At 62.9% G+C, this 25,690-nt stretch carries 22 protein-coding genes and 2 tRNA genes; 11 read left to right on the top strand and 13 right to left on the bottom strand.

What is annotated here, in order from left to right; translation table 11 throughout:
• Window positions 1–77, top strand: a tRNA-Met gene (locus OKB87_RS10180).
• Between the two features lie 8 nt (window positions 78–85).
• A tRNA-Leu gene (locus tag OKB87_RS10175) sits at window positions 86–169 on the top strand.
• 242 nt (window positions 170–411) lie between these two features.
• On the opposite strand, the gene OKB87_RS10170 is transcribed toward OKB87_RS10175, so the two are convergent.
• On the bottom strand, window positions 412–2,244 hold the full coding sequence (locus OKB87_RS10170) for an SLC13 family permease (protein ID WP_270827326.1): 1,833 nt from the start codon (window positions 2,242–2,244) through the stop codon (window positions 412–414).
• Window positions 2,245–2,506: 262 nt separating this feature from the next.
• On the opposite strand from OKB87_RS10170, the gene pnuC reads away from it, so the two are divergent.
• From pnuC to nifJ, 8 genes are all read left to right on the top strand, one after another.
• Window positions 2,507–3,229 carry a nicotinamide riboside transporter PnuC gene (pnuC, locus tag OKB87_RS10165; RefSeq protein ID WP_011706944.1) on the top strand — a complete coding sequence of 241 codons (723 nt, stop codon included), beginning with the start codon at window positions 2,507–2,509 and terminating at the stop codon, window positions 3,227–3,229.
• Window positions 3,226–3,951, top strand: coding sequence for a nucleoside phosphorylase (locus tag OKB87_RS10160; protein ID WP_270827325.1), 726 nt, complete (start codon window positions 3,226–3,228; stop codon window positions 3,949–3,951). Before pnuC ends, OKB87_RS10160 begins: the two co-directional genes overlap by 4 nt.
• A 127-nt stretch (window positions 3,952–4,078) precedes the next feature.
• Complete coding sequence (locus OKB87_RS10155; protein ID WP_270827324.1) at window positions 4,079–4,750, top strand: Crp/Fnr family transcriptional regulator; 672 nt, start codon at window positions 4,079–4,081, stop codon at window positions 4,748–4,750.
• Window positions 4,751–4,793: 43 nt separating this feature from the next.
• Window positions 4,794–5,111: a N(4)-acetylcytidine aminohydrolase gene (gene yqfB / locus OKB87_RS10150; protein ID WP_270827323.1), complete on the top strand. Its 318-nt coding sequence runs from the start codon at window positions 4,794–4,796 to the stop codon at window positions 5,109–5,111.
• A 67-nt stretch (window positions 5,112–5,178) separates the two neighbouring features.
• The gene (locus OKB87_RS10145) at window positions 5,179–5,559 is read left to right on the top strand and encodes a DUF1622 domain-containing protein (RefSeq protein ID WP_270827322.1); all 381 of its coding nucleotides are present in this window, start codon (window positions 5,179–5,181) and stop codon (window positions 5,557–5,559) included.
• 200 nt (window positions 5,560–5,759) lie between these two features.
• Window positions 5,760–7,400, top strand: coding sequence for an alpha-glucosidase (locus OKB87_RS10140; RefSeq protein WP_270827320.1), 1,641 nt, complete (start codon window positions 5,760–5,762; stop codon window positions 7,398–7,400).
• Window positions 7,401–7,797: 397 nt separating this feature from the next.
• On the top strand, window positions 7,798–9,588 hold the full coding sequence (locus tag OKB87_RS10135) for a hypothetical protein (RefSeq protein ID WP_270827319.1): 1,791 nt from the start codon (window positions 7,798–7,800) through the stop codon (window positions 9,586–9,588).
• A gap of 486 nt (window positions 9,589–10,074) precedes the next feature.
• Window positions 10,075–13,611: a pyruvate:ferredoxin (flavodoxin) oxidoreductase gene (gene nifJ, locus OKB87_RS10130; protein ID WP_190283935.1), complete on the top strand. Its 3,537-nt coding sequence runs from the start codon at window positions 10,075–10,077 to the stop codon at window positions 13,609–13,611.
• Between the two features lie 67 nt (window positions 13,612–13,678).
• Here nifJ and OKB87_RS10125 read toward each other — a convergent pair whose 3' ends face one another.
• Entirely contained in the window at window positions 13,679–15,043 is a 1,365-nt protein-coding gene (locus tag OKB87_RS10125; protein ID WP_270827317.1) for an MDR family MFS transporter, read from the bottom strand.
• 177 nt (window positions 15,044–15,220) lie between these two features.
• Between OKB87_RS10125 and OKB87_RS10120 the strand changes: the two genes are divergently transcribed.
• Window positions 15,221–15,817, top strand: a complete 597-nt coding sequence (locus tag OKB87_RS10120; protein ID WP_011706953.1) for an HAD family hydrolase — start codon at window positions 15,221–15,223, stop codon at window positions 15,815–15,817.
• An 85-nt stretch (window positions 15,818–15,902) separates the two neighbouring features.
• On the opposite strand, the gene OKB87_RS10115 is transcribed toward OKB87_RS10120, so the two are convergent.
• The 11 genes from OKB87_RS10115 to OKB87_RS10065 form a co-directional block, all read right to left on the bottom strand.
• Window positions 15,903–16,700: a DUF1338 domain-containing protein gene (locus OKB87_RS10115; RefSeq protein WP_270827316.1), complete on the bottom strand. Its 798-nt coding sequence runs from the start codon at window positions 16,698–16,700 to the stop codon at window positions 15,903–15,905.
• A gap of 109 nt (window positions 16,701–16,809) precedes the next feature.
• A complete protein-coding gene (gene astD / locus OKB87_RS10110) occupies window positions 16,810–18,279 on the bottom strand; it encodes a succinylglutamate-semialdehyde dehydrogenase (protein WP_190283932.1) in 1,470 nt (489 codons plus the stop codon).
• 70 nt (window positions 18,280–18,349) lie between these two features.
• Window positions 18,350–19,369: an arginine N-succinyltransferase gene (gene astA / locus OKB87_RS10105; protein ID WP_011706956.1), complete on the bottom strand. Its 1,020-nt coding sequence runs from the start codon at window positions 19,367–19,369 to the stop codon at window positions 18,350–18,352.
• A 75-nt stretch (window positions 19,370–19,444) separates the two neighbouring features.
• On the bottom strand, window positions 19,445–20,662 hold the full coding sequence (locus OKB87_RS10100) for an aspartate aminotransferase family protein (protein ID WP_011706957.1): 1,218 nt from the start codon (window positions 20,660–20,662) through the stop codon (window positions 19,445–19,447).
• A gap of 277 nt (window positions 20,663–20,939) precedes the next feature.
• Window positions 20,940–21,521: an aminodeoxychorismate synthase component II gene (locus tag OKB87_RS10095; RefSeq protein WP_043160493.1), complete on the bottom strand. Its 582-nt coding sequence runs from the start codon at window positions 21,519–21,521 to the stop codon at window positions 20,940–20,942.
• 20 nt (window positions 21,522–21,541) lie between these two features.
• Window positions 21,542–21,757, bottom strand: coding sequence for a hypothetical protein (locus tag OKB87_RS10090; RefSeq protein ID WP_011706959.1), 216 nt, complete (start codon window positions 21,755–21,757; stop codon window positions 21,542–21,544).
• Window positions 21,758–21,880: 123 nt separating this feature from the next.
• Window positions 21,881–22,885 carry a tryptophan--tRNA ligase gene (gene trpS, locus OKB87_RS10085; RefSeq protein WP_005298400.1) on the bottom strand — a complete coding sequence of 335 codons (1,005 nt, stop codon included), beginning with the start codon at window positions 22,883–22,885 and terminating at the stop codon, window positions 21,881–21,883.
• A 39-nt stretch (window positions 22,886–22,924) separates the two neighbouring features.
• Window positions 22,925–23,593 carry a phosphoglycolate phosphatase gene (locus tag OKB87_RS10080; protein WP_017409198.1) on the bottom strand — a complete coding sequence of 223 codons (669 nt, stop codon included), beginning with the start codon at window positions 23,591–23,593 and terminating at the stop codon, window positions 22,925–22,927.
• Window positions 23,580–24,254: a ribulose-phosphate 3-epimerase gene (gene rpe / locus OKB87_RS10075; protein WP_016351625.1), complete on the bottom strand. Its 675-nt coding sequence runs from the start codon at window positions 24,252–24,254 to the stop codon at window positions 23,580–23,582. Before rpe ends, OKB87_RS10080 begins: the two co-directional genes overlap by 14 nt.
• 5 nt (window positions 24,255–24,259) lie before the next feature.
• Window positions 24,260–24,688 (bottom strand): hypothetical protein, encoded by a 429-nt coding sequence (locus OKB87_RS10070; RefSeq protein WP_270827314.1) that lies wholly within the window; start codon window positions 24,686–24,688, stop codon window positions 24,260–24,262.
• Window positions 24,689–24,764: 76 nt separating this feature from the next.
• Window positions 24,765–25,637 (bottom strand): Dam family site-specific DNA-(adenine-N6)-methyltransferase, encoded by an 873-nt coding sequence (locus tag OKB87_RS10065; RefSeq protein WP_011706963.1) that lies wholly within the window; start codon window positions 25,635–25,637, stop codon window positions 24,765–24,767.
• Between the last annotated feature and the right edge of the window lie 53 nt (window positions 25,638–25,690).

The raw sequence follows: 25,690 nt of genomic DNA, 5'->3' as shown, positions 1-25,690 counted from the left end.
GGCTATGTAGCTCAGTTGGTTAGAGCATCGCACTCATAATGCGGGGGTCACAGGTTCGAATCCCGTCATAGCCACCATTACTCCTGCGGAAGTGGCGAAATTGGTAGACGCACCAGATTTAGGTTCTGGCGCCCTAGGCGTGAGAGTTCGAGTCTCTCCTTCCGCACCATCAAAAGCAGTACCAAACAGACCAGCTCAGGCTGGTTTTTTTGTATCCGGCGTTTGCCGTTCTCCTTCCCCTCTCCATCTCATCGCACGCCGGCAACCCCTGCCATGTATCAACGGCTGCGTCTTGTGCTCTCCTCTACGACGGCGCTGATGCCCGGCTCCCGCTTTATTCATCCCTCTTCATGTCAGAGTACTACGGGCAATAAAAAGGCGGCCCGCAGGCCGCCATGTCGTTTGCTGTCGTCAGAACGGGAAGAACCAGGGAATGGTGATGACGCTCACCACCATCACCAGCAGGGTGAAGGGCACGCCGATGCGCACGAAGTCCACGAACCGGTAGTTGCCGGGGCCCAGCACCAGGGTGTTGACCGGCGAGGAGACGGGCGTCATGAAGGCCGCCGAGGCAGCGATGGCGATGGTCATGGCGAACGGATAGGGGGAGATCCCCATCTGCTGCGCCGTGCCCAGCGCAATCGGCGCCATCAGCACCGCCGTCGCGGTGTTGGAGATGAACAGCCCTATGATGGCGCACAGGGCGAACAGACTGGCCAACATCACCCGCGGCCCCATCTCCCCCACCGCCGAGATCAGCGCGCCGACGATCAGATCCACCCCGCCGGTCTTTTGCAGCGCCAGCGCGAACGGCAGCATGCCGACGATGAGGATCAGGGTCGGCCAGTGGATGGACTTGTAGGCGCTCTCCATGTCGATACAGCGGAATTTGCCCATCAGCAGGCAGGCGATCAGCGCCGCGATCACGTTGGGCACCGGATCGGTCACCATCAGGGCGATCATCACCCCGAGGCAGATGAGGGCGTGAATGGCCTGGCTGCGGGCCGGCGCCATCTCGTCCACCTCGGCCGGCAGCCCCAGCAGCAGGAAGTCGCGGCTATGGGTCTGCAGCAGGCGGATCAGGCTCCAGTTGCCCACCACCAGCAGGGTATCCCCCAACTGCAGCGCCTCGTCCACCAGCTTGCCGCCAAGCGCCTCGCCGGCGCGGCGGATCCCCACCACGTTGAGGCCGTAGTGGGAACGAAACGCCACCTCGCGGATGCTCTTGCCGAGCAGACGGGATTCCGGGATGAGCGACACCTCTGCCATGCCCACCTCCCGCGCCTGATCGGAGAAGTATTCGCCGCGCAGGATCATGGGCTCGAGCCGCGCCTCGCTGCAGAACTCGCGCACGTCCACCTCGGGGTCGGACATGTCGATGAGCAGCACATCCTTGGCCTGGAACTCGGTCACCCCGGAAACGGTGACCATCACCCGCCGAAACTTGCGCCAGCGCTCCACCCCGATGACGTTGGCGCCGTAGCGGGCCCGCAGTTGCAGCTCGTCCAGGGTCTGGCCGATCAGCGGTGAATCGGGCCGGATCGCCAGCCGGCGCGCCCGGCCGGCCAGCCGGTAGTCGCGAATGAGATCGCGCATGGTGCTGCGCCCGACCTGCTTGCTCTTGCCCTCCTCCCCTTCACGCACCAGGGAGGTGCGCATCAGCAGCATGTAGAGGATCCCCATCCCCAGGATGATGACCCCCATGGGGGTGAAGCCGAAGAAGCCGAAGCCGTGGATGTTGTGGCGCATCAGCTCGCTGTTGACCACCATGTTGGGCGGCGTCGCCACCAGCGTCATCATGCCGCTGATGAGGCCGGCAAAGCCGAGCGGCATCATCAGCCGGCCGGCCGGGATCCCCATCCGATTCGCCACGCTCAACACCACCGGGATGAAGATGGCCACCACCCCGGTGCTGCTCATCACGGCCCCGAGCAGGGCAACCGCCACCATCAGCAGCACCAGCAATCGGGTCTCGCTGCTGCCGGCCACCTTCACCAGCGCATCCCCCACCTGATAGGCGATACCGGTGCGCACCAGCCCCTCTCCCACCACGAACAGGGCGGCAATCAGGATGACGTTGGGATCGCTGAACCCCGCCAGCGCCTCCGGCAGGGTCAGGGTGCCGCTCAGCACGAACAAGATGATGATCAGCAAGGCAACCACGTCCATGCGGACCTTGTTGCTCACAAACAGATAAATGGCGCCCACCAGCATGCAGAGGACCCAGACCAACTCGGAATTCACACTTGCTCCTTTTGTTCAGCTCCACCCCGGCCGGAGCGGATTCCATCAGACCACAGCTCATTTCTCCCCGATTTGTTACATATCAATAAAGGGGCAGGGCATCATCGCATATCAGGGCGCCATCGGGGGCCTAAAGTTGCCCCTGCTGTTTGTCCATTCTTTGAGGTGGCTCGGCCCGGGTCGGACAAAAGTCCTGCCAGCCTCCCCCCATCGCCCCTAAAATAGGCCCGGTTAACGCCCCCAATTTTCAAAGGAAACGAAAATGAGCATATTCGAGTGGTTCAGCATCAATCACACCCTGGTGACCATACCGCTGGGCGGTGGTTACGCCATGTCGTGGATTGAAGCCGTCGGCACCCTGTTCGGGCTGGCCTGTATCTGGTGCGCCAGTCAGGAGAAGACCATCAACTACCTGTTCGGGCTCATCAACGTCAGCCTGTTCGCCATCATCTTCTTCCAGATCCAGCTCTACGGCCTGTTGCTGCTGCAGCTGTTCTTCTTCTGCGCCAACCTCTATGGCTGGTACGCCTGGACCCGGCCGGCCAACGCCCAGGGGGATACCCTGCAGATCCGCTGGCTCAGCAAGTCCAAGCTCATCGCCACCGCCGCCGTGAGCGTGCTGGCCATCGCCCTGCTGACCCTCTACATAGACCCGGTGTTCGCCGCCCTGGCCCGCACCTCGGTCGCCCTGCTCAACCTGTTTGGCGCCAATCTCGCCACCCCTGAGCCCTCCCCCGACGCCTTCCCCTTCTGGGATGCCAGCATGACGGTGCTCTCCGTGGTGGCCCAGATCCTGATGACCCGCAAGTACGTGGAGAACTGGATCCTCTGGGTGGTCATCAACATCATCAGCATCGGCGTCTACGCCGCTCAGGGGGTCTATGCCATGTCCCTTGAGTACCTGATCCTGCTGTTTATCGCCGCCAACGGCACTCGCCTGTGGATGGTCAGCGCCAAACGTCCGCAACAGGAAGCGATCGCATGAGCCTGCTGCCCCATCTGCAATGCCGCCCGGACCAGATCGCCGAACGGGTGGTGCTGTGCGGCGACCCGGCCAGGGTCGACCGCATCGCCGGCCAGCTCGACGGGTGTGACGTGCTGGGCCAGCACCGGGAGTTTCGCCTGATCAACGGCCGCTACCGGGGGCTGCCCGTCACGGTGTGCAGCACCGGCATCGGCGGCGCCTCCGCCGTCATCGCGCTGGAGGAACTGGTGCAGGCGGGAGCCCGCATCCTCATCCGGGTCGGCTCCGCCGGCACCCTGCAGCATGAGATCGCGCTGGGGGATCTCATCGTGGTGGAGGGAGCGGTGCGCAGCGAAGGCGCCTCGCAGGCCTACCTGCCCCCCGAGTACCCCGCCTGCGCCGATATCCACCTGCAGGCTGCCCTGCTCGCCCATCTCGGCGCCAGCGGCCAGCCTCACTGGCACGGGCTGGTGCGCTCCCACGACAGCTTCTACCGGGATGACGAGCAGGACGTCTGCCGCTACTGGCACGCCCGTGGCGTGCTCGGGGCGGACATGGAGACCGCCTCCCTGCTCGCCGTGGGACGCCTGCGCAAGGTGCGGGTGGCCGCCGTGCTCTGCAACGTGGTGGCCTTCGAGCAGGACGTGCAAGCGGGGGTGAGCGACTACGCAGCCAGCGAAGCCGCCATGATGACCGGCGAGCGGCTGGCCATCGCCGCCGCCCTCCACGCCCTGACGCAATAGACCGGGTCTGCCGGGGCCGCAACGGCCCCGGCAAAACGTTAAGCCCGGCACATTCAGAGGCGCCGGGGCTGGCATCCCGCCTGCGCTCTTGCTAGCCTCATGGCCCTCGTCAAGCCGGGCCTTCACCATGCAGCAACAACCCTATCCGCTCGGTCGCTTTCACGCCGAGCTTGCCGCACTCGAACCGTGCTTTGCCGCGGCGCTGGCAGACTGCACCCTGTTTTCGCGCCGCTATCTGCCAGGCGAGCCCATCATGCGCCAAGGGGAGCGGTGCGAGCAGCTCTATCTGGTGGCGCAGGGGCGGATTTCCCTCAACAGCGCGGTCCACTCAGGGCGATTGTTTCAACTCGGCGAAATCGAGTGCCATAGCCAGATATTCGGCGAGATGGAGTTCTTCAGCGCCACCCCGGTGCAGTGGAGCGTGGTGGCCGAGACCGAGCTGGACGCCGCCGTCATCTGCGCCGACAAGCTGGCCAAACGGCTGCTGGCCGAACCCAAGCTGACCCTCTTCTTCGCCGCGGCGCTCGCCAGCGACTATCTGGATACCCTGGACATCACCACCAGCCGGCTGCTGCACCCCATCGCCTACAACATCGCCTTCGAGCTGTGGCGCGAGCGCCAGCGCACACCCATGCTCGGCTCGCGCAAGCGGGCCCACGAGGCGGCGCGCTTTGGCACCACCGAGCGGGTCTATCGGCGCGCCCTCAAGGAGCTGATCGAACAGGGCATAGTCGCCGATGGCAGCGACGGCCCGGTCATCGCCGATCTGGCCAGGCTGCGCGCCTACCTCGACCTTTGATTTCCATTCACCCCATTTCGATTCACCCTGTCAGGAGAGTGCCATGCCTACCCATCCCGAGTTCACCTTCTTCAGCCGCTTCATCGCCGACATCCAGGCCGGCCGCAAGACCATCACCATCCGCGACGAGAGCGAGGCCAACTGGCAACCCGGCCAGCGGCTGGCCCTGTTCACCAACCCGGAGCACCAGCCCTTTGGCACCATAGAGGTGCTCTCGGTCAAGGCGGTCGCCTTCGATGAGCTCAATGACGAGCACGCCCGCCAGGAGAACATGACCCTCCCCGAGCTCAAACAGGTGATCCGCGACATCTACCCCGCGCTGCCGCCGCTCTATGTCATTGAATTCAAACTGCTTGCCTGAGCCGGATTTGGTCTTTGCCGAGCGATGTGTTAATAGTGTCCTCTTTTGAATCAGGGAGGTGACCCGAGTGTTTGAGATAGCGAGCCTGCGAGAGGGCATGATGCACGGGGTCGAGCTGTTCCAGCTGCTGCTGGAGATCATCTCCATCGCCTGTGTGGTGATAGGGCTGGGCAAGACCCTCTGGCTGGCGGCGCGGGTGCGGGATCACGAGCCCGGCTTTCCCCATATCCGGCTCTGTTTCGGCAGCTGGCTCATTCTGGCGCTGGAGTTCCAGCTCGCGGCCGACATCCTGGCCACCACGGTGGCGCCGAGCAAGGAGGAGCTGATCCGCCTCGCCATCATCGCGGTGATCCGCACCTTCCTGAACTACTTCCTCGGCAAGGAGCTGGAAGCCCAGACCGAGCGCCAGCAGGAGCAGCGCAGCGAGCAGGCCAAGGCGGCTCAATAACCCGTTTCTTTGCACAGCATCATCGCTAAGTGTCGTGCCATCCCGACCACAACCATGGCTCGGGATGGCCCAGTTGTGACCCTCCCCTCACTTTTGGCAATCAGCCAACTATGGAACCCTTTTCAAGCCTTTCCCCACCCTGTCGAGGGCCCGCGCATCTGCGTAAGATAAACCATCGCTTCCCCCAACCGGCCCAGTTGATGAACCCGCGACCTCTCCACACACCCGACATCGACCTCGATAGTTGCGTTATCTACCAGATCTATCCCATGAGCTTTCAGGACAGCGATGGCGACGGCATGGGCGACATCAACGGCATTCGTCAGCGCCTCGGTTATCTGGCCACCCTGGGGGTCGATATGCTGTGGCTCACCCCCCTCTATCGCTCCCCCAAGCGGGACAACGGTTACGACGTGGCGGACTACCGTGCCATCGACCCCGCCTTCGGCACCCTGGCCGAGATGGAGCAGCTGGTAGCCGAGGCGGCCGCTCACGGCATCGGCATCATGATGGATATCGTCGCCAACCACACCTCCACCGAGCATGAGTGGTTTGTGCAGGCGCTGGCCGGCGATCCCCGCTATCAGGGCTATTACGTGTTTCGCGACCAAGCCTTTGTAGATGCCCATCCGGTTACCTCCATCTTCGGTGGCAGCGGCTGGCAGTACGTGCCGGCGCTTGATCGCTACTACCTGCACAACTTCGATGCGAGTCAGGCCGATCTGGACTGGGACAACCCGGCGGTGCGCGCCGAAATGGCAGAGGTGATCAACTTCTGGCTGGGCAAAGGGATCAAGGGATTTCGCTTCGATGTGATCGACATGGTGAGCAAGGAGTGGGACCGGCTTGCCATGAGCAATGGTCCGCGCCTGCACGACTATATCCGCGAGCTCAATGCCGCGAGCTTCGGCGGCAAGGGGATTATCACGGTGGGGGAGACCTGGGGAGCGGATCTCGCCCATATGCAGTGCTACTCAGCCCCTGATGGCAGCGAGTTCAGCATGGTGTTCAACTTCGAACATCTGGGGCTGGGCAGTGACAAGTGGACCTCCCGCTTCGACCCCCTCGCCTTCAAACGGGCCATGGCCCGCCACCAGCAGGGGCTGCACGGGCAGGGCTGGAACAGCCTGTTTCTAAATAACCACGACCTACCCCGCGCCGTCTCCCGCTTTGGCGATGACAGACCCAAGTGGCGTGAAACCAGCGCCAAGCTGTGGGCCATGGTGCTGCACCTGATGCAGGGCACTCCCTTCATCTATCAGGGGGAGGAGCTGGCCATGACCAACCGCCACTGGCAGCCGGACGAGCTGCGCGACGTGGAGGCGATCAACTACTGCGCCAGCCAGGCGGAGCTGGCGCCTGCCGAGCTGAGTCAGCGGCTCGATGCCATCGGCCGCGACAACGCCCGCACCCCGATGCAGTGGGACGCCGGCCCCCACGCCGGATTCAGCACGGCCACCCCCTGGATTACCCTCAACGCCAACCACATTGAAGTCAACGCCGCCGAGCAACTGGCCCGCCCCGACTCGCCGTTTCACTGCTATCGCCAGCTGATCGCCCTGCGCAAGGCCCATCCCGTCATTCGCCACGGCGACTTCGAGCTGCTGGATGGGGACGCCCCCGATCGCATCGGCTATCGCCGCCACTGGCAGGATCCAGCAAGCGCAGAGCGGCACACCCTACTGCTGCTAGCCAACCTCACAGCGCACCCTCTGGTCATGCCGCACCTTGACCAGGTGAAGGCCGGTGCCATCCTGCTGATGAACAACTACCCGGGGCAGCCCACCGCCACCTTTGCCTCCTATCAGGCGGCCGCCTGGCTGCTGCCAGCAAGAGAGTAACGGGAAGCGCCATCCTCCGCCACGGGGGGCCCCTGCCCCCTGATGCTCTCCCTTCCCTCGGCGGTCGATACGCCCCGGCGATTTACTCACTTAAAAACTTCGCGTTTTCAGGCCCGCACCGCCTTGCCAGGCAATATCCAGTCACGGCTCGCTATCGACAATTGAAATAGTTCAACACCCTGTTTTTATTGGTAATAAACCCCATCAGAAACGACATCTTTATCATCAGGTGGCGATATTAAACGCTGTTTAGTCAGGGTTAAAAGTCAATTCAGATTTGCGCCCTTGTGGTTCTTGGCGAGCTCCTTATGGTTTCCATCCGAAGCGTGCGGCACGGTGCCGCACGCCGAGGTTCAGGCTCGCGGGCACTCTCCCGCCATAACAACAGGAAATCATCATGCGCAAAACCGGCGTGGCACTTGCCCTCTCCACCCTCTTCTGGTTCCACTCGGCCATGGCGGCCCCTCTGATCTTCCCGGACGATCCGACCCTCACCGACGGCCAACACTCCCCCGCCCTCGCTCGCAGCTTCCAGCTGGCCCAGGACGATCTGGGCAACCGGATCCACCAGCTTCACCTGCCCCTCCAGACCGAACCGGAACTGGTGGCGGAGCTGGAGCAGATCGGCAGGGAGCAGGGGTTCTCGGTCAGCACCCACGCTGACATGTACACCTGGACCGAGGACAACATGTGGCTGTCGCGCGATGGCGCCCTCATCTTCCGCCCCCGGGCGCCGCTGGCCAACAAGGGGCGCTACCACGCCTTCGTCACCGCCCTGACCGAGCAGAGCCCGGAGGCCGAGCAGGAGGGGCACCACAGCCTCGGTAGCCAGAATTCCCAGGGGCTGGATGATTACATGCTCTCCCAGGCCAATACCTTCGCCGAGGCGCAGGGGCGCGAGCTCATCCCCACCTTCTCCATCATCGATGGCGGCAACATGCTGACCGGCCAGCGGGCCGACGGTACGCCCTATGCACTGATCGGCCGCGATGCCCTGCTGCAGACCACCCTGCACCACAGCCGGCTGGACAGTGAGCGCATCGCCGCCTTGCAGGAGAAGATGGAGCGCGACGGCGAGTTTCGGCTGCAACTCAGCGAAGAGGAGTGGCTGGGCAGCCCCTATACCTTCCAGAAGGGTCATGACACCGAGGTGGACCTCATCCTGCTGGAGGCCGCCAACCTGCTGCCGCAGGGGCTGGATGAGCCGCAGCGCCACGCCTTTGCCAGAACCGCGCGCGCCAAGGCCGAGCTCGCCAAGTACGAAGTGGATGGGTCAACCCGGGAGGCGGCGGAGCAGCGGATGTTTCTGAGCCCGCAGCAAGGGGAGCGGATTGCCGAACGCTATCGCGCCATCCATGGCCAACCGCTGCCGGCCTCCTTCGATCTGCTGACCCGCCTCAAGCAGGAGTACGCCAGCCTGGTGGTGACTGCCGAGCTTCACTCCGAGTTCAATGATGAGCAGATAGCCCAGACGCTGCCGACGCTGGCGGCCGATGCCGCCACCCTGGCCCGGCTGGGCCGCATGTTGCAGGCCGGCGGCTACCAGCGAACAGGGCTGGCTGGCGCCGAGCAAGATCATCAGACCCGCCGCTTCCTCGCCATGATGGCCATCAGCCAGCGCCTGATGGCGCAGGAGCTCAAGGTGGCCGAGCGGGATCTGGTGATCCTGGCCCAGCCCGGTTTTCACCTCGACATGGCCATGCGCCCGCTGGCCGATGGTCGCATCCTGCTGAACGATCATGCAGCCAGCGCAGCGCTGATCGAGCAGGTGCTGGCCAGCGATGCCACCCTGAGCGAGAGCGAACAGCAAGAACTTCGCCAGAGCGTGACCAACCTGCGCCAGCAGAGCGAGCGCTGGCACAAGATCCACGCTCTCATCCGCCAGCAGTTGATCGATGCCGGCCTGACCCCCATCGCCACCCCGGGCGTGTTCAGCGTGGGCAAGCGGCCGGTGAACTGGATGAACGGCATCATGGGCACCCGCCAGCAGCCCTTCTATATCACCAATGCCGCCAGCATCGCCCCCCTCAATCAGGCCTTCGCCGCCTGGCTGCAACGCGAGGTAGCCGGGCTCACCCCCTATTTCGTGGGTCAGGCTGCCAGCAACAAACGGGAGGAGTTCAACCAGGCGGAAGCCCTGCTGCGCGGCAGCGGCGGGCTGGATTGCATCACCCTGCACCACGAGTAGGGCAACCCCCTCGCACGGGCCGGCAATGCATCAGGCGGGTCCGTTCCCCGCCGCCAGGTGCAAGGGGAATAGTGGTGGCAGAGAGCCGCCAAGATGATTCAAAAGGGCTCCTTTGGGAGCCCTTTTTATGGCTGATGTGAAAGGCCCTCCCGCACCATGCCCCTGTCATCCCGGCCATGAAACACTCTCGCGGCGCTCGACGGCCCAAATTTATTTGCTGCTTGATTATTTATTGACGGGGCCGGATCGACCCGTTTTGCGCACGATTCAGTTAATCGAATTACCCTCAACAACCATCCCGCCCGACCCTCTGCCGACTTGCCCCCGTCACCGGTGGTAGGCCGCCATCCCGCGCCGCCGCTGACTTCGGCCTGATTATTTATCCCGTTTGTTCCGCGTTTATTTCCACTCTTACTATGGCGACGACCTATCCATGGCCGGCTGATCGCAGCCGTCATTCAAACTGGCATAGCAAGTGGGCAATTCATGATCACCACAGACGGAAACAACGCGGTCGCCTCGGTGGCCTACCGCACCAGCGAAGTCATCGCCATCTATCCCATCACCCCCAGCTCCAGCATGGCGGAGCAGGCGTCGGCCTGGTCGAGCGAGCGGGGCCTGAACCTGTGGGGCGACGTGCCGCGCGTGGTCGAGATGCAGTCGGAGGGGGGCGCCATCGCCGCCGTCCACGGCGCGCTGCAGACCGGCGCACTGGCGACTTCGTTTACCTCGTCCCAGGGCCTGCTGCTGATGATCCCCAACCTCTACAAGTTGGCGGGTCAGCTCATTCCCTTCGTACTCCATGTGGCGGCGCGCACGGTGGCGACCCATGCCTTGTCGATTTTCGGCGATCACTCGGACGTGATGGCGGTGCGCCAGACCGGCTGTGCCCTGCTCTGCGCCAGCAATGTGCAAGAAGCCCAGGACTTTGCCCTGATCGCCCAGGTGGCCAGCCTCAACAGCCGGCTGCCCTTCATCCACTTCTTCGACGGCTTTCGCACCTCCCACGAGATCACCAAGATAGTGCCGCTCGATGACGACACCCTGCGCGCCCTGCTGCCGGCCGAGGCGATCCGTGCCCATCGGGAGCGGGCGCTGACCCCCGACAAACCGGTCATTCGCGGCACCGCCGCCAACCCGGACACCTATTTCCAGTGCCGGGAGGCCACCAACCCCTGGTATGACGATGCGTATCGCCATGTGAGCGAGGCGATGGACGCCTTTGGTGAACGTACTGGCCGCCACTACCGACCGTTCGAATACGTGGGTCACCCACAGGCCAAGCGGGTATTGGTGCTGATGGGTTCCGCCATCGGCACCTGCGAGGAGGTGATCACGCGGCTGATTGAACAGGGCGAGAAGGTGGGGCTGGTGAAGGTACGGCTCTATCGCCCCTTCTCGGCCGCGCACCTGCTGGCGGTCATTCCGCAGAGCGTCCGCAAGATTGCGGTGCTGGATCGCACCAAGGAGCCGGGCGCCCTGGCCGAGCCGCTCTATCTGGATGTGATGAGCGCGCTGGCCGAGGCGGTCAGCCAAGGGGATCGTGCCAGCCTGCCACGGGTCATCGGCGGGCGCTACGGCCTCTCCTCCAAGGAGTTCAACCCGGCCTGCGTGCAGGCCATCTTCGATGAGCTGGCGCTGGATAACCCACGGCCGCGCTTCACCGTCGGCATCTTCGACGACGTCACCGGCCTCTCCCTGCCGCTGCCGACGTTGGATCCAGGCATTGGCAACCAGCACAAGCTGGAGGCACTGTTCTACGGCCTTGGCAGCGACGGCACCGTCTCGGCGGCCAAGAACAGCATCAAGATCCTCGGCAACCACACCGACCTCTACCCCCAGGGCTACTTCGTCTACGACTCCAAGAAGGCGGGCGGCCTCACCGTCTCCCACCTGCGGGTCGGCGAGCGGCCGCTGCAATCGGCCTACCTGGTGGACGAGGCGGACTTCATCGGCTGCCACCAGTGGCAGTTCATCGACATGTACCAGATGGCGGAGCGGCTGAGGTCAGATGGCATCTTCCTGCTTAACAGTCCCTACGACGCCGATCAGATCTGGCAGCGACTGCCCCAAGAGGTGCAACAGGCCCTGCTCCAGAAGCGTGCGCGCCTCTACACCATCAATGCCGCCAAGATTGCCCGCGAGTGCCAGCTCGGCAACCGCATCAATACCGTGATGCAGATGGCCTTCTTCCAGCTGACCGCCATCATACCGCCGGCAGAGGCGACCGAGCTGCTGCGCCAAACCATCGCAGCTAGCTATGGCAGCAAGGGGCAGACACTGGTGGAGCGCAACTGGCAGGCCCTGGCCGCTACCTGCGAGGCACTCGTTCAGGTGCCGCTGCAAGCGCTTGACCCCGCCAGCCACCAGCGCCCACCCGTCGTATCGGCCAAGGCCCCCGACTTCGTGCAGACCGTCACCGCCGCGATGCTGGCAGGGCTGGGTGACAGCCTGCCGGTCTCCGCCTTCCCGCCGGACGGCACCTGGCCGGTGGGCACTACCCGCTGGGAGAAGCGCAACATCGCCAAGGAGGTGCCCATCTGGCAGGCAGACCTCTGCACCCAGTGCAACTACTGCGTGGCCGCCTGTCCCCACTCCGCCATCCGCGCCAAGGTGGTGGACAAGGATGCGCTGGAGGGTGCCCCCGTCACCCTGGACGCCCTCGATGTGAAGGCTCGCGACATGCGTGGCCAGCAATACGTGCTGCAGGTAGCGCCTGAGGATTGCACCGGCTGCAACCTCTGCGTCGAGGTGTGCCCGGCCAAGGATCGCACCGAACCGAGCCGCAAGGCGATCAACATGGAGTCCAGGCTGGATCACCTCGAGGCCCAGAAGGCCAACTACGACTTCTTCCTGGACTTGCCCGAGCGCACCGCCGAGCAGCTGGAGCGCATCGACATCCGCACCTCCCAGCTCATCTCGCCGCTGTTTGAATACTCGGGTGCCTGCTCCGGCTGCGGCGAGACCCCCTACATCAAGCTGCTGACCCAGCTCTACGGGGACCGGCTGCTGATTGCCAACGCCACCGGCTGCTCCTCCATCTATGGCGGCAACCTGCCCAGCACCCCCTACACCACCAATGCGGACGGGCGCGGGCCGGCCTGGGCCAACTCCTTGTTCGAGGACAACGCCGAGTTTGGCTTGGGCTTTCGGCTCACCGTGGATCAGCATCGCGAGCGGGTACGCCGCCTGCTGGCGAGCCTGGGGGACGCCGTCCCGGCCGGGCTGCAACAGGGGCTGCAAGACACCAGCCTGCCGGTCTCCGAGCAGCGCGCCCATATCGAGCAGCTGCGCGCTCTGCTGCAGGGGCACACCGACGCCGCGGCCCAGGAGCTGGCCCGTGATGCGGACTACCTGGTGGAGAAATCGGTCTGGCTCATCGGCGGCGACGGCTGGGCCTACGACATCGGCTACGGCGGGCTGGATCACGTGCTGAGCCTGGGGGAGAACATCAACGTGCTGGTGCTCGACACCCAGTGCTACTCCAACACCGGCGGCCAGCAGTCCAAGGCGACGCCGCTCGGCGCCATCACCAAGTTTGGCGAGCAGGGCAAGCGCAAGGCGCGCAAGGATCTTGGCGCCAGCGTCATGATGTATGGCCACGTCTATGTGGCACAGATCTCACTCGGCGCCCAGATGAACCAGACGGTGAAAGCCATTCAGGAGGCCGAAGCCTACCCGGGCCCGTCCCTCATCATCGCCTACAGCCCCTGCGAGGAGCACGGCTACGATCTGGCCCAGAGCCACGAGCAGATGAAGCAGCTGACCGCCACCGGCTTCTGGCCGCTCTACCGCTACGACCCGCGCCGCAGCGAGGAGGGCAAGGCGCCGCTGGCACTGGACTCCCGGGCCCCCAGCGCATCGCTGGCCGAGACCCTGCAGCAGGAGCCCCGCTTCAAGCGCCTCGAGCGCCAGTTGCCGGAGATTGCCAGCCAGCTCTATCGGGAGGCGGAGCTGGACGCCAACCGCCGCTTCGCCTGGCTGAGCCAGCTGGCGGGCAAGGAGGCGCCAGCCCAGGAGTAGCAACGCAGACCCACCAACAAACAGGGCTCCCCATGGGGAGCCCTGTTGCTATGTCGCCGTCACGCCATCAAGCGTGGATGCTGGCCAGCTCGTGGCGTTTCAACGCCAGCAGGGTGATGAGCAGCGCGACGGTGGCGATCAGTGCCATGCCGATATAGGTGGCGCTGAAGCCAGGTGCCAGCTCGGCCGGGCTCAGGCTGGCCAGGTTGTGGCTGCTGCCCGCCGGCAGGGCGGAGTGGAACAGCACGGAGCAGATGGCCACCCCCACTGCGCCCCCCAGCTCCCGGCCGAAGTTGAACAGCGACATGCCGATGCCGCGATCTTCCCGTGGCAGGGCGTTTTGCACCACCACCGACAGCGCCGGCAGCACCAGACCCAGCCCCAATCCGGCAAACCCCAGTCCCAGTCTGGCCCAGAGGTCGAAGTGGATTTGCCACAGCGCCAGCGCCGACAGGGCGAAGCCCACCACCACGAAACGCCGGTAGTAACCGGTGCGGCCGATCAGCTTGCCGCCGACGAAGGCCCCCGCCGTGATGCAGACCATGAAGATCACCATGTAGAGCCCGCTCTCGCTGGCCCCCATTCCCTTCTGCCACTGCATCTGCAGCGGCAGATAGACCAGCACCGCGAACATCAACAGTTGCGAGGCCAGCGCCAGCAGCACGCTCACCAGATAACCGGGCAGCCGGGCCAGATGGGCCGGCAGTATAGGATCATGGGCGCGCCGCTCCACCAGAATGAGCAGCAGCAGGGCCAGCGCCAGTCCCGCCGCCAGACAGATGGCGGGCAGGGCCGTCTCCGGCGAGAGCAGCAGCAGGCTCAGGGTGGTGACCGTGATCAGCAGCGCCGCCCCCTTCCAGTCGAAGCGACTGTGACGGCGCACATTGAGGTGACCCAGGTTGCGGTTCACCAGCCAGAGCGCGAGCGCCCCGAGCGGCAGGTTGATCCAGAAGATCCAGCGCCAGCTGAGCTGTTCGGTGAAGTAGCCGCCGAGCAGGGGCCCGGCGATGCTGGAGACCGCATAGACCGCCGAGATGTAGCCCTGATACTTGCCCACCTCCCGCGGCGGTATGCTGTCGGCAATGACTGTGAAGGCGAGCGCGATCAGGCCGCCGCCCCCCAGCCCCTGCAGCACGCGGGCAGCCAGCAGGGTTGGCAGATCCTGGGCCAGGCCGCAGGCCACGGATCCGGCCAGAAACAGGCCGATGCCGATGTTGAGCATGCGCACCCGGCCAAACATGTCACTCAGCTTGCCGTAGATGGGCAGGGCGGCGGTGGCCGCCAGCAGGTAGGCAGTGACCACCCAGGTGAGGGCGGCGCCGGCGTTCAGCTCGGCCCCTATGATGGGCAAGGGGGTGGTGACTATGCTCTTTTCCAGTGACCCCAGGGCGATCACCAGGGCCACGCTCGAGAAGATGGTTTTTGGGGACATATGACGGGCTCGCTCATTTGAAAATGCCGGGATCTGCAACGCAGAACTTATTATTGTCTCATAAATCATCAGCCGATGGCCAAAACCGCCCCTGAGCGGCAAGCATGACCCCGGTCGCGGCATTGCCTCCTGCATTCTGATAGGCTGGCTGTTCACCCCCCAAGAGGAAGCAGCCCCATGTCCGAGCAGTTCCGGTTTGAGCAATACGATGCCCTGATTTTCGATATGGACGGCACCCTGGTCGACTCCATGCCCCTGCATCTGGATGCCTGGGAGGAGACCAGCGCCGAGTTCGGCCTGCCCTTCGATCGTGCCCAGCTCAATGAATTCGGCGGCATTCCCACCCGCAAGATAGTCGCCATCCTGGCCGAGCAGCATGGGCTGGATATCGATGTGGACGCCTTCACCCGGCGCAAGGTGGCGCTCTATCTTGAGCATATCGACAAGGTCAGTGTGTTTCCCGCCATGTGGGAGCTGGTCAAGCGCTGCCACGGCAAGGTTCCGATGGGCATAGGAACGGGCTCATCGCGCGAGCACGCCCTGCACATCCTGAAAAACACCGGTCTGGATGCCTATATTCCCGTACTGGTCAGTGCCGATGACATCGACAACCACAAGCCCCACCCCGACACCTTCCTGAAAGTGGCCGAGTTGCTCGGCGCCAATCCCGCCAACTGCCTGGTGTTCGAAGATACCCAGATCGGCCTGCAGGCCGGCCGCGCCGCCGGGATGGAGACGGTGCTGGCACTGGAGGGGGAGCTCTACCAGCGCTAGGCCACACTGCCCCTGCCGCCAATGAAAACGCCTCCGCAAGGGAGGCGTTTTGCATGCAGCAGTGCCGGGATGACCCGGCCCCGCTTTACATGGCGTTGGTGGATTCGAAGATCTTGTCGGCCGAGGCTTCGACGAAGCCCGGGTAGAGCACGCCGTCGGCCTGCGGGTAACGCAGGGCAAACTCGTAGAAGCAGCTCGGGATGGTGCGCACGCCGTCGGTGAAGGCCACGTCCGCCTTGTCGGCCATGGTGGACGATTGCTCCAGCATCACCTGCGGGTCACCTTTCACCTCGCCACCCACGCCATTGAGCACGAAGCCCGCGGCCTTGAGGGCGGCGTTGACTTGCTGGATGGTGTCAAAGTCCTTCAGGCGGTTGATGTTGACGGTGAAGTGGTTGGCACGATAACCCCATGCTGCCATCCAGGCCGCATACTCGCTCTCCGCCAGCAGGGTCTGGTAATCGGCCCAGGAGACCTGCCAGGGAGCGCCGGCATAGAGGAAGGCCTGGGTGTCGGTCAGATGATCGGGCACCTGAGCCGCCAGCTTGTGGATGATGGCCTGGGCCGCGTCGGAGAGCTCTTCCACCTTCAACTCGCTGATGAACACCTTGGGCGCATCAGGATCTTTATGCTCGAAGTGCTTGGCATAGAGCTTCTTGGCCTTGAACACGTACTCGCCCTTCTGCTCGTAGCCGAGCGCCAGGAAGTGGGCGGCCAGCTTCTCCAGCCCCAGCTTGGGCAGGTTGTAGGTGCGAAACGCCACGTGGTCGTTGACGATGGGCTCGCCGCCGCCCAGCAGTTGATGAACCTTGTTGGCACTCGGGGTGACTTGAATGTAGTTATCCCACAAATGACCGAACAGGGTGTCGATATCCTTTTGCATCTCTCTTTCCTTTGATTGCGGGTACAGACAAGGGCACCAGTTCAGTGCCCCTTTTATTGTCGTGGTCGGGCGCTGGCTCCAACACAGAGAGCGCCCGCCTTTGTCTTGCTTAGAACGTCAGGCCGGGAGACAGCTGATCCGGCATGGCGGCCTTGCTGTCTTCGACGGAAGCCACCGGATACGCACAGTAGTCGGCGGCGTAGTAGGCGCTCGCCCTGTGGTTGCCGGAGGCGCCGATGCCGCCGAACGGCGCGGCACTGGAGGCGCCGGTGATGGGCTTGTTCCAGTTGACGATGCCGGCGCGAATGCGCTTGAAGAAGTGGTTCCAGTCCGCCTCGTTGTCACCGAGCAAGCCGGCCGAGAGGCCGAAGCTGGTGGCATTCGCCTTCTCGATGGCGGCATCAAAGTCGTCGTAGCGAATGAGTTGCAGCAGCGGGCCGAAGTACTCTTCGTCCGGCAGCGCGCTGACAGCGGTCACGTCAATGATGCCCGGGGAGACGAAGCCGGTGCCCGCTTCCAGGTGCGTGAGGGTGAGCAGACTCTCGCCACCGAGGCGCTGCAGGTTGGCTTGCGCCTCGACCATGCCGAGCGCTGCTCGCTCGCTTATCATGGCGCCCATGAACGGCTGCTCGGCGGCGTCATAGAGGCCGACCTTGATCTGGCCGACCACCTCCACCAGCCGCTTGACCAGGGCATCGCCACGCTCGCCGCGCTCGACAAACAGGCGACGCGAGCAGGTGCAGCGCTGGCCTGAGGTGATGAAGGCGGACTGCACGATGGCATGGACGGCGCCGTCGATGTCGCTCACGTCTTTCACGATCAGCGGGTTGTTGCCGCCCATCTCCAGGGCCAGGATCTTGCCCGGTTGGCCGGCAAACTGCTGATGCAGGAAGTGGCCGGTACGGGACGAACCGGTGAAGAAGAGGCCGTCGATGTCCGGATTGCCCGCCAGCGCCTTGCCGGTGTCGACCTCGCCCTGCACCAGGTTGAGCACGCCCTTGGGCAGCCCCGCCTCCTGCCAGATCTTCAACATGGCCTCGGCCACCATGGGGGTCAGCTCGGAGGGCTTGAACACCACGGTATTGCCGGCGATCAGTGCCGGTACAATATGGCCGTTGGGCAGGTGGCCCGGGAAGTTGTAGGGACCGAACACGGCCACGACGCCGTGGGGCTTGTGGCGCACGAACGCCTTGGCGCCCGGCATGGGGTTCTCCACCGTGCCGGTGCGCTCGTCATGGGCGCGGATGGATATGGCGATCTTGCCCTGCATGGCGGCCACTTCGGTGCGGGTCTCCCACAGCGGCTTGCCGGTTTCGCGGGCGATGGTCAGCGCCAGCGCCTCCTTGTGCTCGCCGAGCAGGTCGGCATAGCGGCGCACGATGGCCAGACGATCGTCGAGGGCCAGATCGGACCAATGATAGAAGGCATGGCGGGCAGCCTTGACGGCGGCCTCCACCTGGGCGGCGCTGGCGGCCTCCCCTTGCCAGATCACCTGATTCTTGGCCGGATCCTTTGACTCGAACGGCTTGCCTGCACCGGCCAGCCACTGGCCGTCAATAAACTGAACTAACTGGCTCATCCTTCACTCCCTGTGGTTCGCAGGCAGCCTTGGCTGCCTGTTTCATATGCGGTTTTACTGCTGATATGGCTCAATCGAGATCAACGGCGCGCACCATGTCGCCATCCTGCACCTTGAGTGCGGCCGCCATCTTGGGCGGGATGATGGCTTCATGCTTGTCCAGATCGACCCGGATGTTGCCGTAGCAGGCGCGGTAGTGCTCGTAGCGGGTATTGCAGACCAGATGGGTCTTGCCGCCGATGGGCTCCCCCACCAGCACCCGCAGCTTCTGGCTGCGGCGCACACTGCGAATGTTCTTCACGTCGCACTCGACGGTGGGGCCGGCATCGAAGATGTCGACATAGCCGCGATTCACGAATCCTTCGTCCTGCAGCATCTTGATGGCCGGGCGGGTCTTCTCGTGGGTCTGACCGATGACGGCGCGCGCCTCGTTGCTCAGCAGATTGACGTAGATGGGGTACTTGGGCATCAGCTCGGCGATGAAGCGCTTCTTGCCGATGCCGGTGAGATAGTCGACGGTGGGAAAATCCATCGAGAAGAAATGCTTTTGCAGCCACTCGTAGAAGGGGCTGTGACCATCGGCATCGGAGACGCCACGCATCTCGGCGAAGACGGTCTCGTCAAACAGCTCGGGGTGTTCGGCCATGAACAGAAAGCGGTGCTTGGAGAGCAGACGGCCGTTGAGCCCCTCGCGGGCGCATTCGCGCAGAAACAGGGTGCAGAGCTCGGAATTGCCGGTGTAGTCGTTGGAGAGGGTGAGGGTTTCCACGACGTTGTAGATGCCGAGCTTGGGGGAAGAGTGCACCACCTTGCCGATGTGATAGTTGTAGAACGGCTGGGACAGGCCCACGGCCGCATCGATGGCGCAGGTACCGACCATTTCGCCGGTCTCCAGATCCTCGGCGACGAAGAAATAGAGGCAGTCACCCTTGCCCGCAGGCTTGTCCGAAAAGGTCTGGGTGGAAGCGTCTATCTTGCGCTGCAGCAGTTCATCGTTGACGGGCAACGAAGTCATGCCGGTGCCGGATTCGATGGCACAGGTCTTGAGACCGGCAAAATCTTTTTGCTCGATGGGACGGATAACCAACATAAATGACAACTCCCTTTCATTGACGACAGGTGGGGTCCCGGCTCCTGCCGGGAGGGCTCCCCACCTCAATTTGGATCAGGCGTTAACCACCTGGGCAACCGCTTTCTCGAACCGTACCAGCCCTTCCTTGATGTCCGCTTCCGGAATAACCAGGGACGGCGCGAAACGCACCACGTTGGTGCCGGCGACCAGCGCCATCAGACCCTGGTCGATGGAGGCCAGCAGGAAGTCGCGCGAGCGGCCCTTGTAGTCGTCGTTGAGCACGGCGCCCAGCAGCAGACCCTTGCCGCGCACTTCACTGAAGCAGTGGTACTTGGCGTTGATGGCCTCGATCCCTTCGCGGAACAGCTGTTCGCGCTGCTTGATGCCATTGAGCACTTCCGGGGTGTTGACCACGTCGATCACCGCCTCGGCCACCGCGCAGGCCAGCGGGTTGCCGCCGTAGGTGGAACCGTGAGTGCCCACTTTCAGGTGGGAGGCGATGTCGGTGGTAGTCAGCATGGCGCCGATGGGAAAGCCGCCGCCCAGTGCCTTGGCGCTGGTGAGGATGTCAGGCGTGACGCCCAGACCCATGTAGGCAAACAGATCGCCGGTACGACCGACGCCGGATTGCACTTCGTCATAGATCAGCAGGGCGTTGTGCTTGTCGCACAGCTCGCGCACCCCTTTGGCAAACTCGTCGGTGGGACGAATGATGCCGCCCTCGCCCTGCAGCGGTTCCATCACCACGGCGCAGGTATTGTCGGAGATGACGGCAGCCAGCTCCGCCAGATCGTTGTAGGCCACGTGGGTGATGTCCGCGGGCTTGGGACCAAAACCATCAGAGTAGGCAGCCTGGCCGCCGACGCTGACGGTAAAGAAGGTACGACCGTGGAAGCCCTGGTGGAAGGCGATGATCTGGGTCTTGTGGGCACCGAACTTCTCGATGGCGTAGCGACGGGCCAGCTTGAGAGCGGCTTCGTTGGCTTCGGCACCGGAGTTGCAGAAATAGACCTTGTCGGCGAAGGTAGCGGCGACCAGTTTCTTGGCCAGGCGCAGGGCCGGCTCGTTGGTCATCACGTTGGAGAGGTGCCACAGCTTCTCGCCCTGGGTTTTCAGGGCCTCGACCAGCTTGGGATGGCAATGGCCCAGGCCATTGACAGCGATCCCGCCGGCGAAATCCACATACTCACGGCCTTCCTGATCCCAGACACGTGACCCTTCACCACGCACCGGGATGATCTTGGCGGGCGCATAGTTGGGAACCATCACTTCATCAAACACTTCACGTGTCACTGCCAACAACTCTGACATATTGCTCTCCTTCGATCTGGCGACAGAATAATCCACCGCCCAAAAGTTAAATCCATGTAAACACATCGGCATTGTCACAGAAAAAAAGCTAAAAGTCTGCAACAAAGCGCGTTACAGGGAACAATGTTCGACTGCCCGTGAGATTTTAGGCAACCGCATTGCATAACGGCTCAGGGGGTGTTGGCAAGAGATAATTTGGACAGGGAGGGAGGTGAATAAAGTGTCAGGGAAAATATTTTTGGCCTCCTTTCAATTCTGGGAGGCCGATCACAACTATTCAGGGATTAGCCAAAAAATTGGCCAGCAACTGATGACCCTGCTCGCTCAGAATGCTCTCCGGATGGAACTGAACACCCTCTATATTCAACTGCTTATGGCGCAGTCCCATGATCTCGTCCGGGCTGCCATCGGCATGTTCGCTCCAGGCGGTGATCTCGAGACAATCGGGCAAGGTGTCGCGCTCCACGATGAGCGAATGGTAACGAGTGACCCGCAGCGGATCGTTGAGCCCCTTGAATACCCCCTCGCCGCGATGGCGAATGAGCGAGGTCTTGCCGTGCATCATCTGGCGCGCACGTACAACCTGAGCACCGAAGGCCTGCGCCAGCGACTGGTGGCCGAGACAGACGCCGAGAATGGGGAGCTGGCCGGCAAAATGGGAGATGGCCGCCAACGAAATACCCGCCTCATTGGGGGTGCAGGGACCGGGAGAGATCACCAGATAACGGGGAGAGAGCCGGGCAATGGCGTCCAGCGTCAGCTCGTCATTGCGCTTCACCACTACCTCCTGTCCCAGGGCGCCAAAATATTGCACCAGATTCCAGGTAAAGGAGTCGTAGTTATCGATCAACAACAGCATGGGTCAACCAGAGCAGAGAATTAACGATCCAGATAGCGACCCTGTTCCATTTCACGCTCGCGCTGGCACTCGGCCAGGTAGATGGCGGCGGCGATGGCAGGGGTTTTGTGGTGCTTGTCGATGGCATTGGAGACCATCAGTTGCAGGGTATTGAGGTTTTTGGCCTTGCGAAACTTGCGCAGCCAGTGACCCTTGTCACCCAACTCTTCAATCGTGGTATTTGATTCGACAGACATGCTAACTCTTGGGGCAGACGCCCGCGTTTGAAATTGGAAGATGAAATAACGAATAGCAGGTCGGGTAAAACAAAGAAAGCCAGGCAAATACCCAGCTCTCTTCTACTACACCTTCCCAGTATGTCAGGCTCGAGGAACGAAGCCGACTACATCATATACGCTGGCCAGGGTTTTTTCAGCCCTTTCCCGCGCCTTTTGTGCACCGGCCGCCAAAATGGCCTGCAGATGAGCCTCATCCTGACGCAGCTCGTGGAAACGAGCCTGAATCGGCTCCAGCAGGGCAACCACGGCCTCGGCGGTTTCGGTCTTGAGGTGACCGTACATCTTGCCTTCGAAATGCTGCTCCAGCTCGGGGATGGAACGGCCGGTCACCCCGGACATCAGGGTCAGTAGATTGGAGACCCCCGGCTTGTTTTCCGGATCGAAACGCACCACCGCCGGCTCGTCGGAGTCGGTCACCGCGCGCTTGATCTTCTTGACGATCTGCTTGGGATCTTCCAGCAGGCCGATGAAGTTGGCCTCGTTGTCGTCCGACTTGGACATCTTCTTGGTCGGATCCTGCAGGCTCATCACCCGGGCGCCTTCGGTCGGAATGAAGGGCTCCGGCAGGGTGAACACCTCGCCGTAGAGGTTGTTGAAGCGGGTGCAGATGTCGCGGGTCAGCTCCAGGTGCTGCTTCTGATCGTTGCCCACCGGCACCTGATTGGCCTGATAGAGCAGGATGTCGGCCGCCATCAGCACCGGATAACCGAACAGGCCGACGTTGACGTTGTTCTCGAAGCGGGCGGACTTGTCCTTGAACTGGGTCATGCGCGACAGCTCGCCCATCTGGGTGTAGCAGTTCAGGATCCAGCCAAGCTCGGCGTGCTGCGGCACGTGGGACTGGATGAATACGGTGCTCTTGGCCGGATCGATGCCGACCGCCAGATAGAGAGCGGCGGCATCCAGGCAGGCCTTGCGCAGGGCGGCCGGATCCTGGCGGGTGGTGATGGCGTGCAGATCGACGATGCAGTAGAGGCAGTCGAAGTCATCCTGCATGTTGACCCACTGACGCAGGGCTCCCATGTAGTTGCCGATAGTCAGCTGGCCCGACGGTTGGGCCCCGCTCAATACGATAGGTTTAGTCATCAGAGTGTTGATCCTTGTTATTCGGCCTGCCTGGCCAGCTTATTCGGCCAGCAGCGCGTCGAGCTGGGCAAACTGTTCGCATACCCAGTCCGGGCGGGAATCTGCAATGGGACGGCCGTAGTTGTAGCCATAGGTCAGTCCCACCACCTTCATGCCGGCAGCCTGGGCGGCCAGCACGTCATTTTCGGAGTCGCCCACCATCAGGGTGCGCGACGGGCTGACACCCAGCTCGTGGCAGGCCAGCAGCAGCGGCTCCGGGCTCGGTTTCTTGACGGGCACGCAGTTGCCCCCCAGCCAGAGTGCGAAACAGTCGCCGATGCCGAGAGCATCGAGGATCGGCTGCACGAAGTGACTCGGCTTGTTGGTCACGATCCCCTGCTGGTAACCCAGCGCCTGCAGGCGGCGCAGGCTCTGCTCGACCCCGTCGTACATGGCCAGCCCTTCCAGCAGGCAGGCCTGATAGTGGCGGTCAAACAGCGGACGGGCGCTGGCAAACAGCTCAGGCGCCGCGCGATAGTCCAGCGCACGCTGGATTAGCTTGTCGGCACCGTTGCCGACCCAGGTCCGCACCACGGCCTCGTCGGCCTCGGCCAGCCCGAGTTCGGTCAGCGTACGGTTGACCGCCAGCGCCAGTTGCGGGGCGCTATCGATCAGGGTGCCGTCCAGATCGAACAGCACCAGATCAAAATCACGTTCAGCGTTTGACATGAGAGAGCTCCGCCCGCATCTCGTCGATCACCGCCTTGTAGTCCGGACGACTGAAGATGGCCGAACCGGCCACGAACATGTCGGCGCCAGCCTGGGCAATTTCACGAATGTTGTCGACCTTGACCCCGCCGTCGATCTCGAGGCGAATGTCGCGGCCACTCTCGTCGATCAGGCGGCGCACCTGGCGCAGCTTGTCGAGAGTGCCGGGGATGAAGCTCTGGCCACCAAAGCCCGGGTTGACCGACATCAGCAGGATCACGTCCAGCTTGTCCATCACGTACTCCAAGCAGGTGAGCGGCGTGGCCGGGTTCAGCACCAGACCGGCCTGGCAGCCCTGCTCCTTGATGAGGCCCAGGGAGCGGTCGACGTGGTCGGACGCTTCCGGATGGAAGGTGATGAGGGAAGCACCCGCCTTGGCAAAGTCGGGAATGATGCGATCCACCGGCTTGACCATCAGGTGCACGTCGATGGGGGCTTCGATACCGTAGTCACGCAGGGCCTGGCAGACCATGGGGCCTATGGTCAGGTTGGGCACATAATGGTTGTCCATCACGTCGAAATGGACCACGTCGGCACCGGCGGCCAGCACCTTGGCGACATCGTCCCCCAGACGGGCAAAGTCGGCGGAGAGGATCGAGGGGGCAATCAGAAAGTCTTTCATCAGCGTCATCCATTGGCAGCGTGGCAGAAAAAGCGGCGCAATTTTACCGCAAACGGACGCTGAAAACGACCCGCACACAGTACGGAAAAAGCGAACGTCATCATCACCACAAACGGACGCTGAAAACGACCCGCACAGGGTACGGAAAAAGCGAACACCATCATCACCACAAACGGACGCTGAAAACGACCCGCACACGGTACGGAAAAAGCGAACGCCATCATCACCGCAAGCAGGCACTGAAAACGGCCCGCACAGGGTACGGAAAAAGCGAACGCCATCATCACTGCAAACGGACGCTGAAAACGACCCGCACAGGGTACGGAAAAAGCGAACACCATCATCACCACAAACGGACGCAGAAAACGACCCGCACACGGCACGGAAAAAGCGAACGTCATCATCACCGCAAACGGACGCTGAAAACGGCCCATACACGGTACAGAGAAAGCGCATGCCGTCATCGGCCGCGGCAGATATAAAAAACGGCACCCCGAGGTGCCGTCTGTGTCAGCCGAGTGGCGCCAGTTCGGCGTCGCTCGGGTAGTAGCCCTGCTCCGGCTCGATGCCGGGCGGATAGAGCGCCAGCAACTCGGCCACCTTGTTGCGGGTGCCGCCGTTGCGGCTGATGGTGCGCTTGACCAGGATCTCGTCGAGGCGGGCGCCGCGATAAAGCTCGCGGGTCAGCTCGATATCGTGATTGCTGATGAGCACGGGCACCCCTTTGCGCGCCGCGGTGTGGCGGGCCAACCTGGCCAGTACGGCCTGATCGTCCAGAGTAAAACCGCCGGCCGAATAGGTGGTGAAGCTCGCTGTAGTGGAGAGCGGCGCATAGGGGGGATCGCAATAGATCACCCAATCCTCTTCCGCGCGCTGGATGGCATCGGCATAGCTTTCACAGATGAAGGTCGCCTTCTGCGCCTTCTCGGCGAAGGCCCACAGCTCTTTTTCCGGGAAATAGGGCTTCTTGTAGGAACCGAACGGGACGTTGAAGCCCCCCTTCTTGTTGTATCGGCACAGGCCGTTGAAACCGTGTCGATTCAGAAACAGGAACAGCAGGGCACGCTCGAAGCTGGTGTCGGTCTGGTTGAACTGGGTACGCAGCCGGTAGTAGGCTGCCTTGTGGTTGTGCTCGGTCACGAACAGCTTGCGCGACTCAGCGATGAACCGATCCGGCGTCAACTTGAGATGATTGTAAAGACCGATCAGATCCGGATTGATGTCGTTGAGCACATAGGCGTCGTAGTCGGTGTTGAGAAACACGGACCCGGCCCCGACGAAGGGCTCCAGCAACACACGCCCGGCCGGCAAACGCTCGGCAATCTCTTCAACCAGGGAGTATTTTCCCCCGGCCCATTTTAAAAAAGCGCGTGTTTTTTTCATGGAAATCCGGTGTTAAGAAGGCATCGACCAAAAAAGGGGGACGATTCTACCCC

The organism is Aeromonas sp. Y318-1, from assembly GCF_027706125.1.
Classification (GTDB): domain Bacteria; phylum Pseudomonadota; class Gammaproteobacteria; order Enterobacterales; family Aeromonadaceae; genus Aeromonas; species Aeromonas hydrophila.
This window is presented reverse-complemented; position numbering and strand designations above follow the sequence as displayed.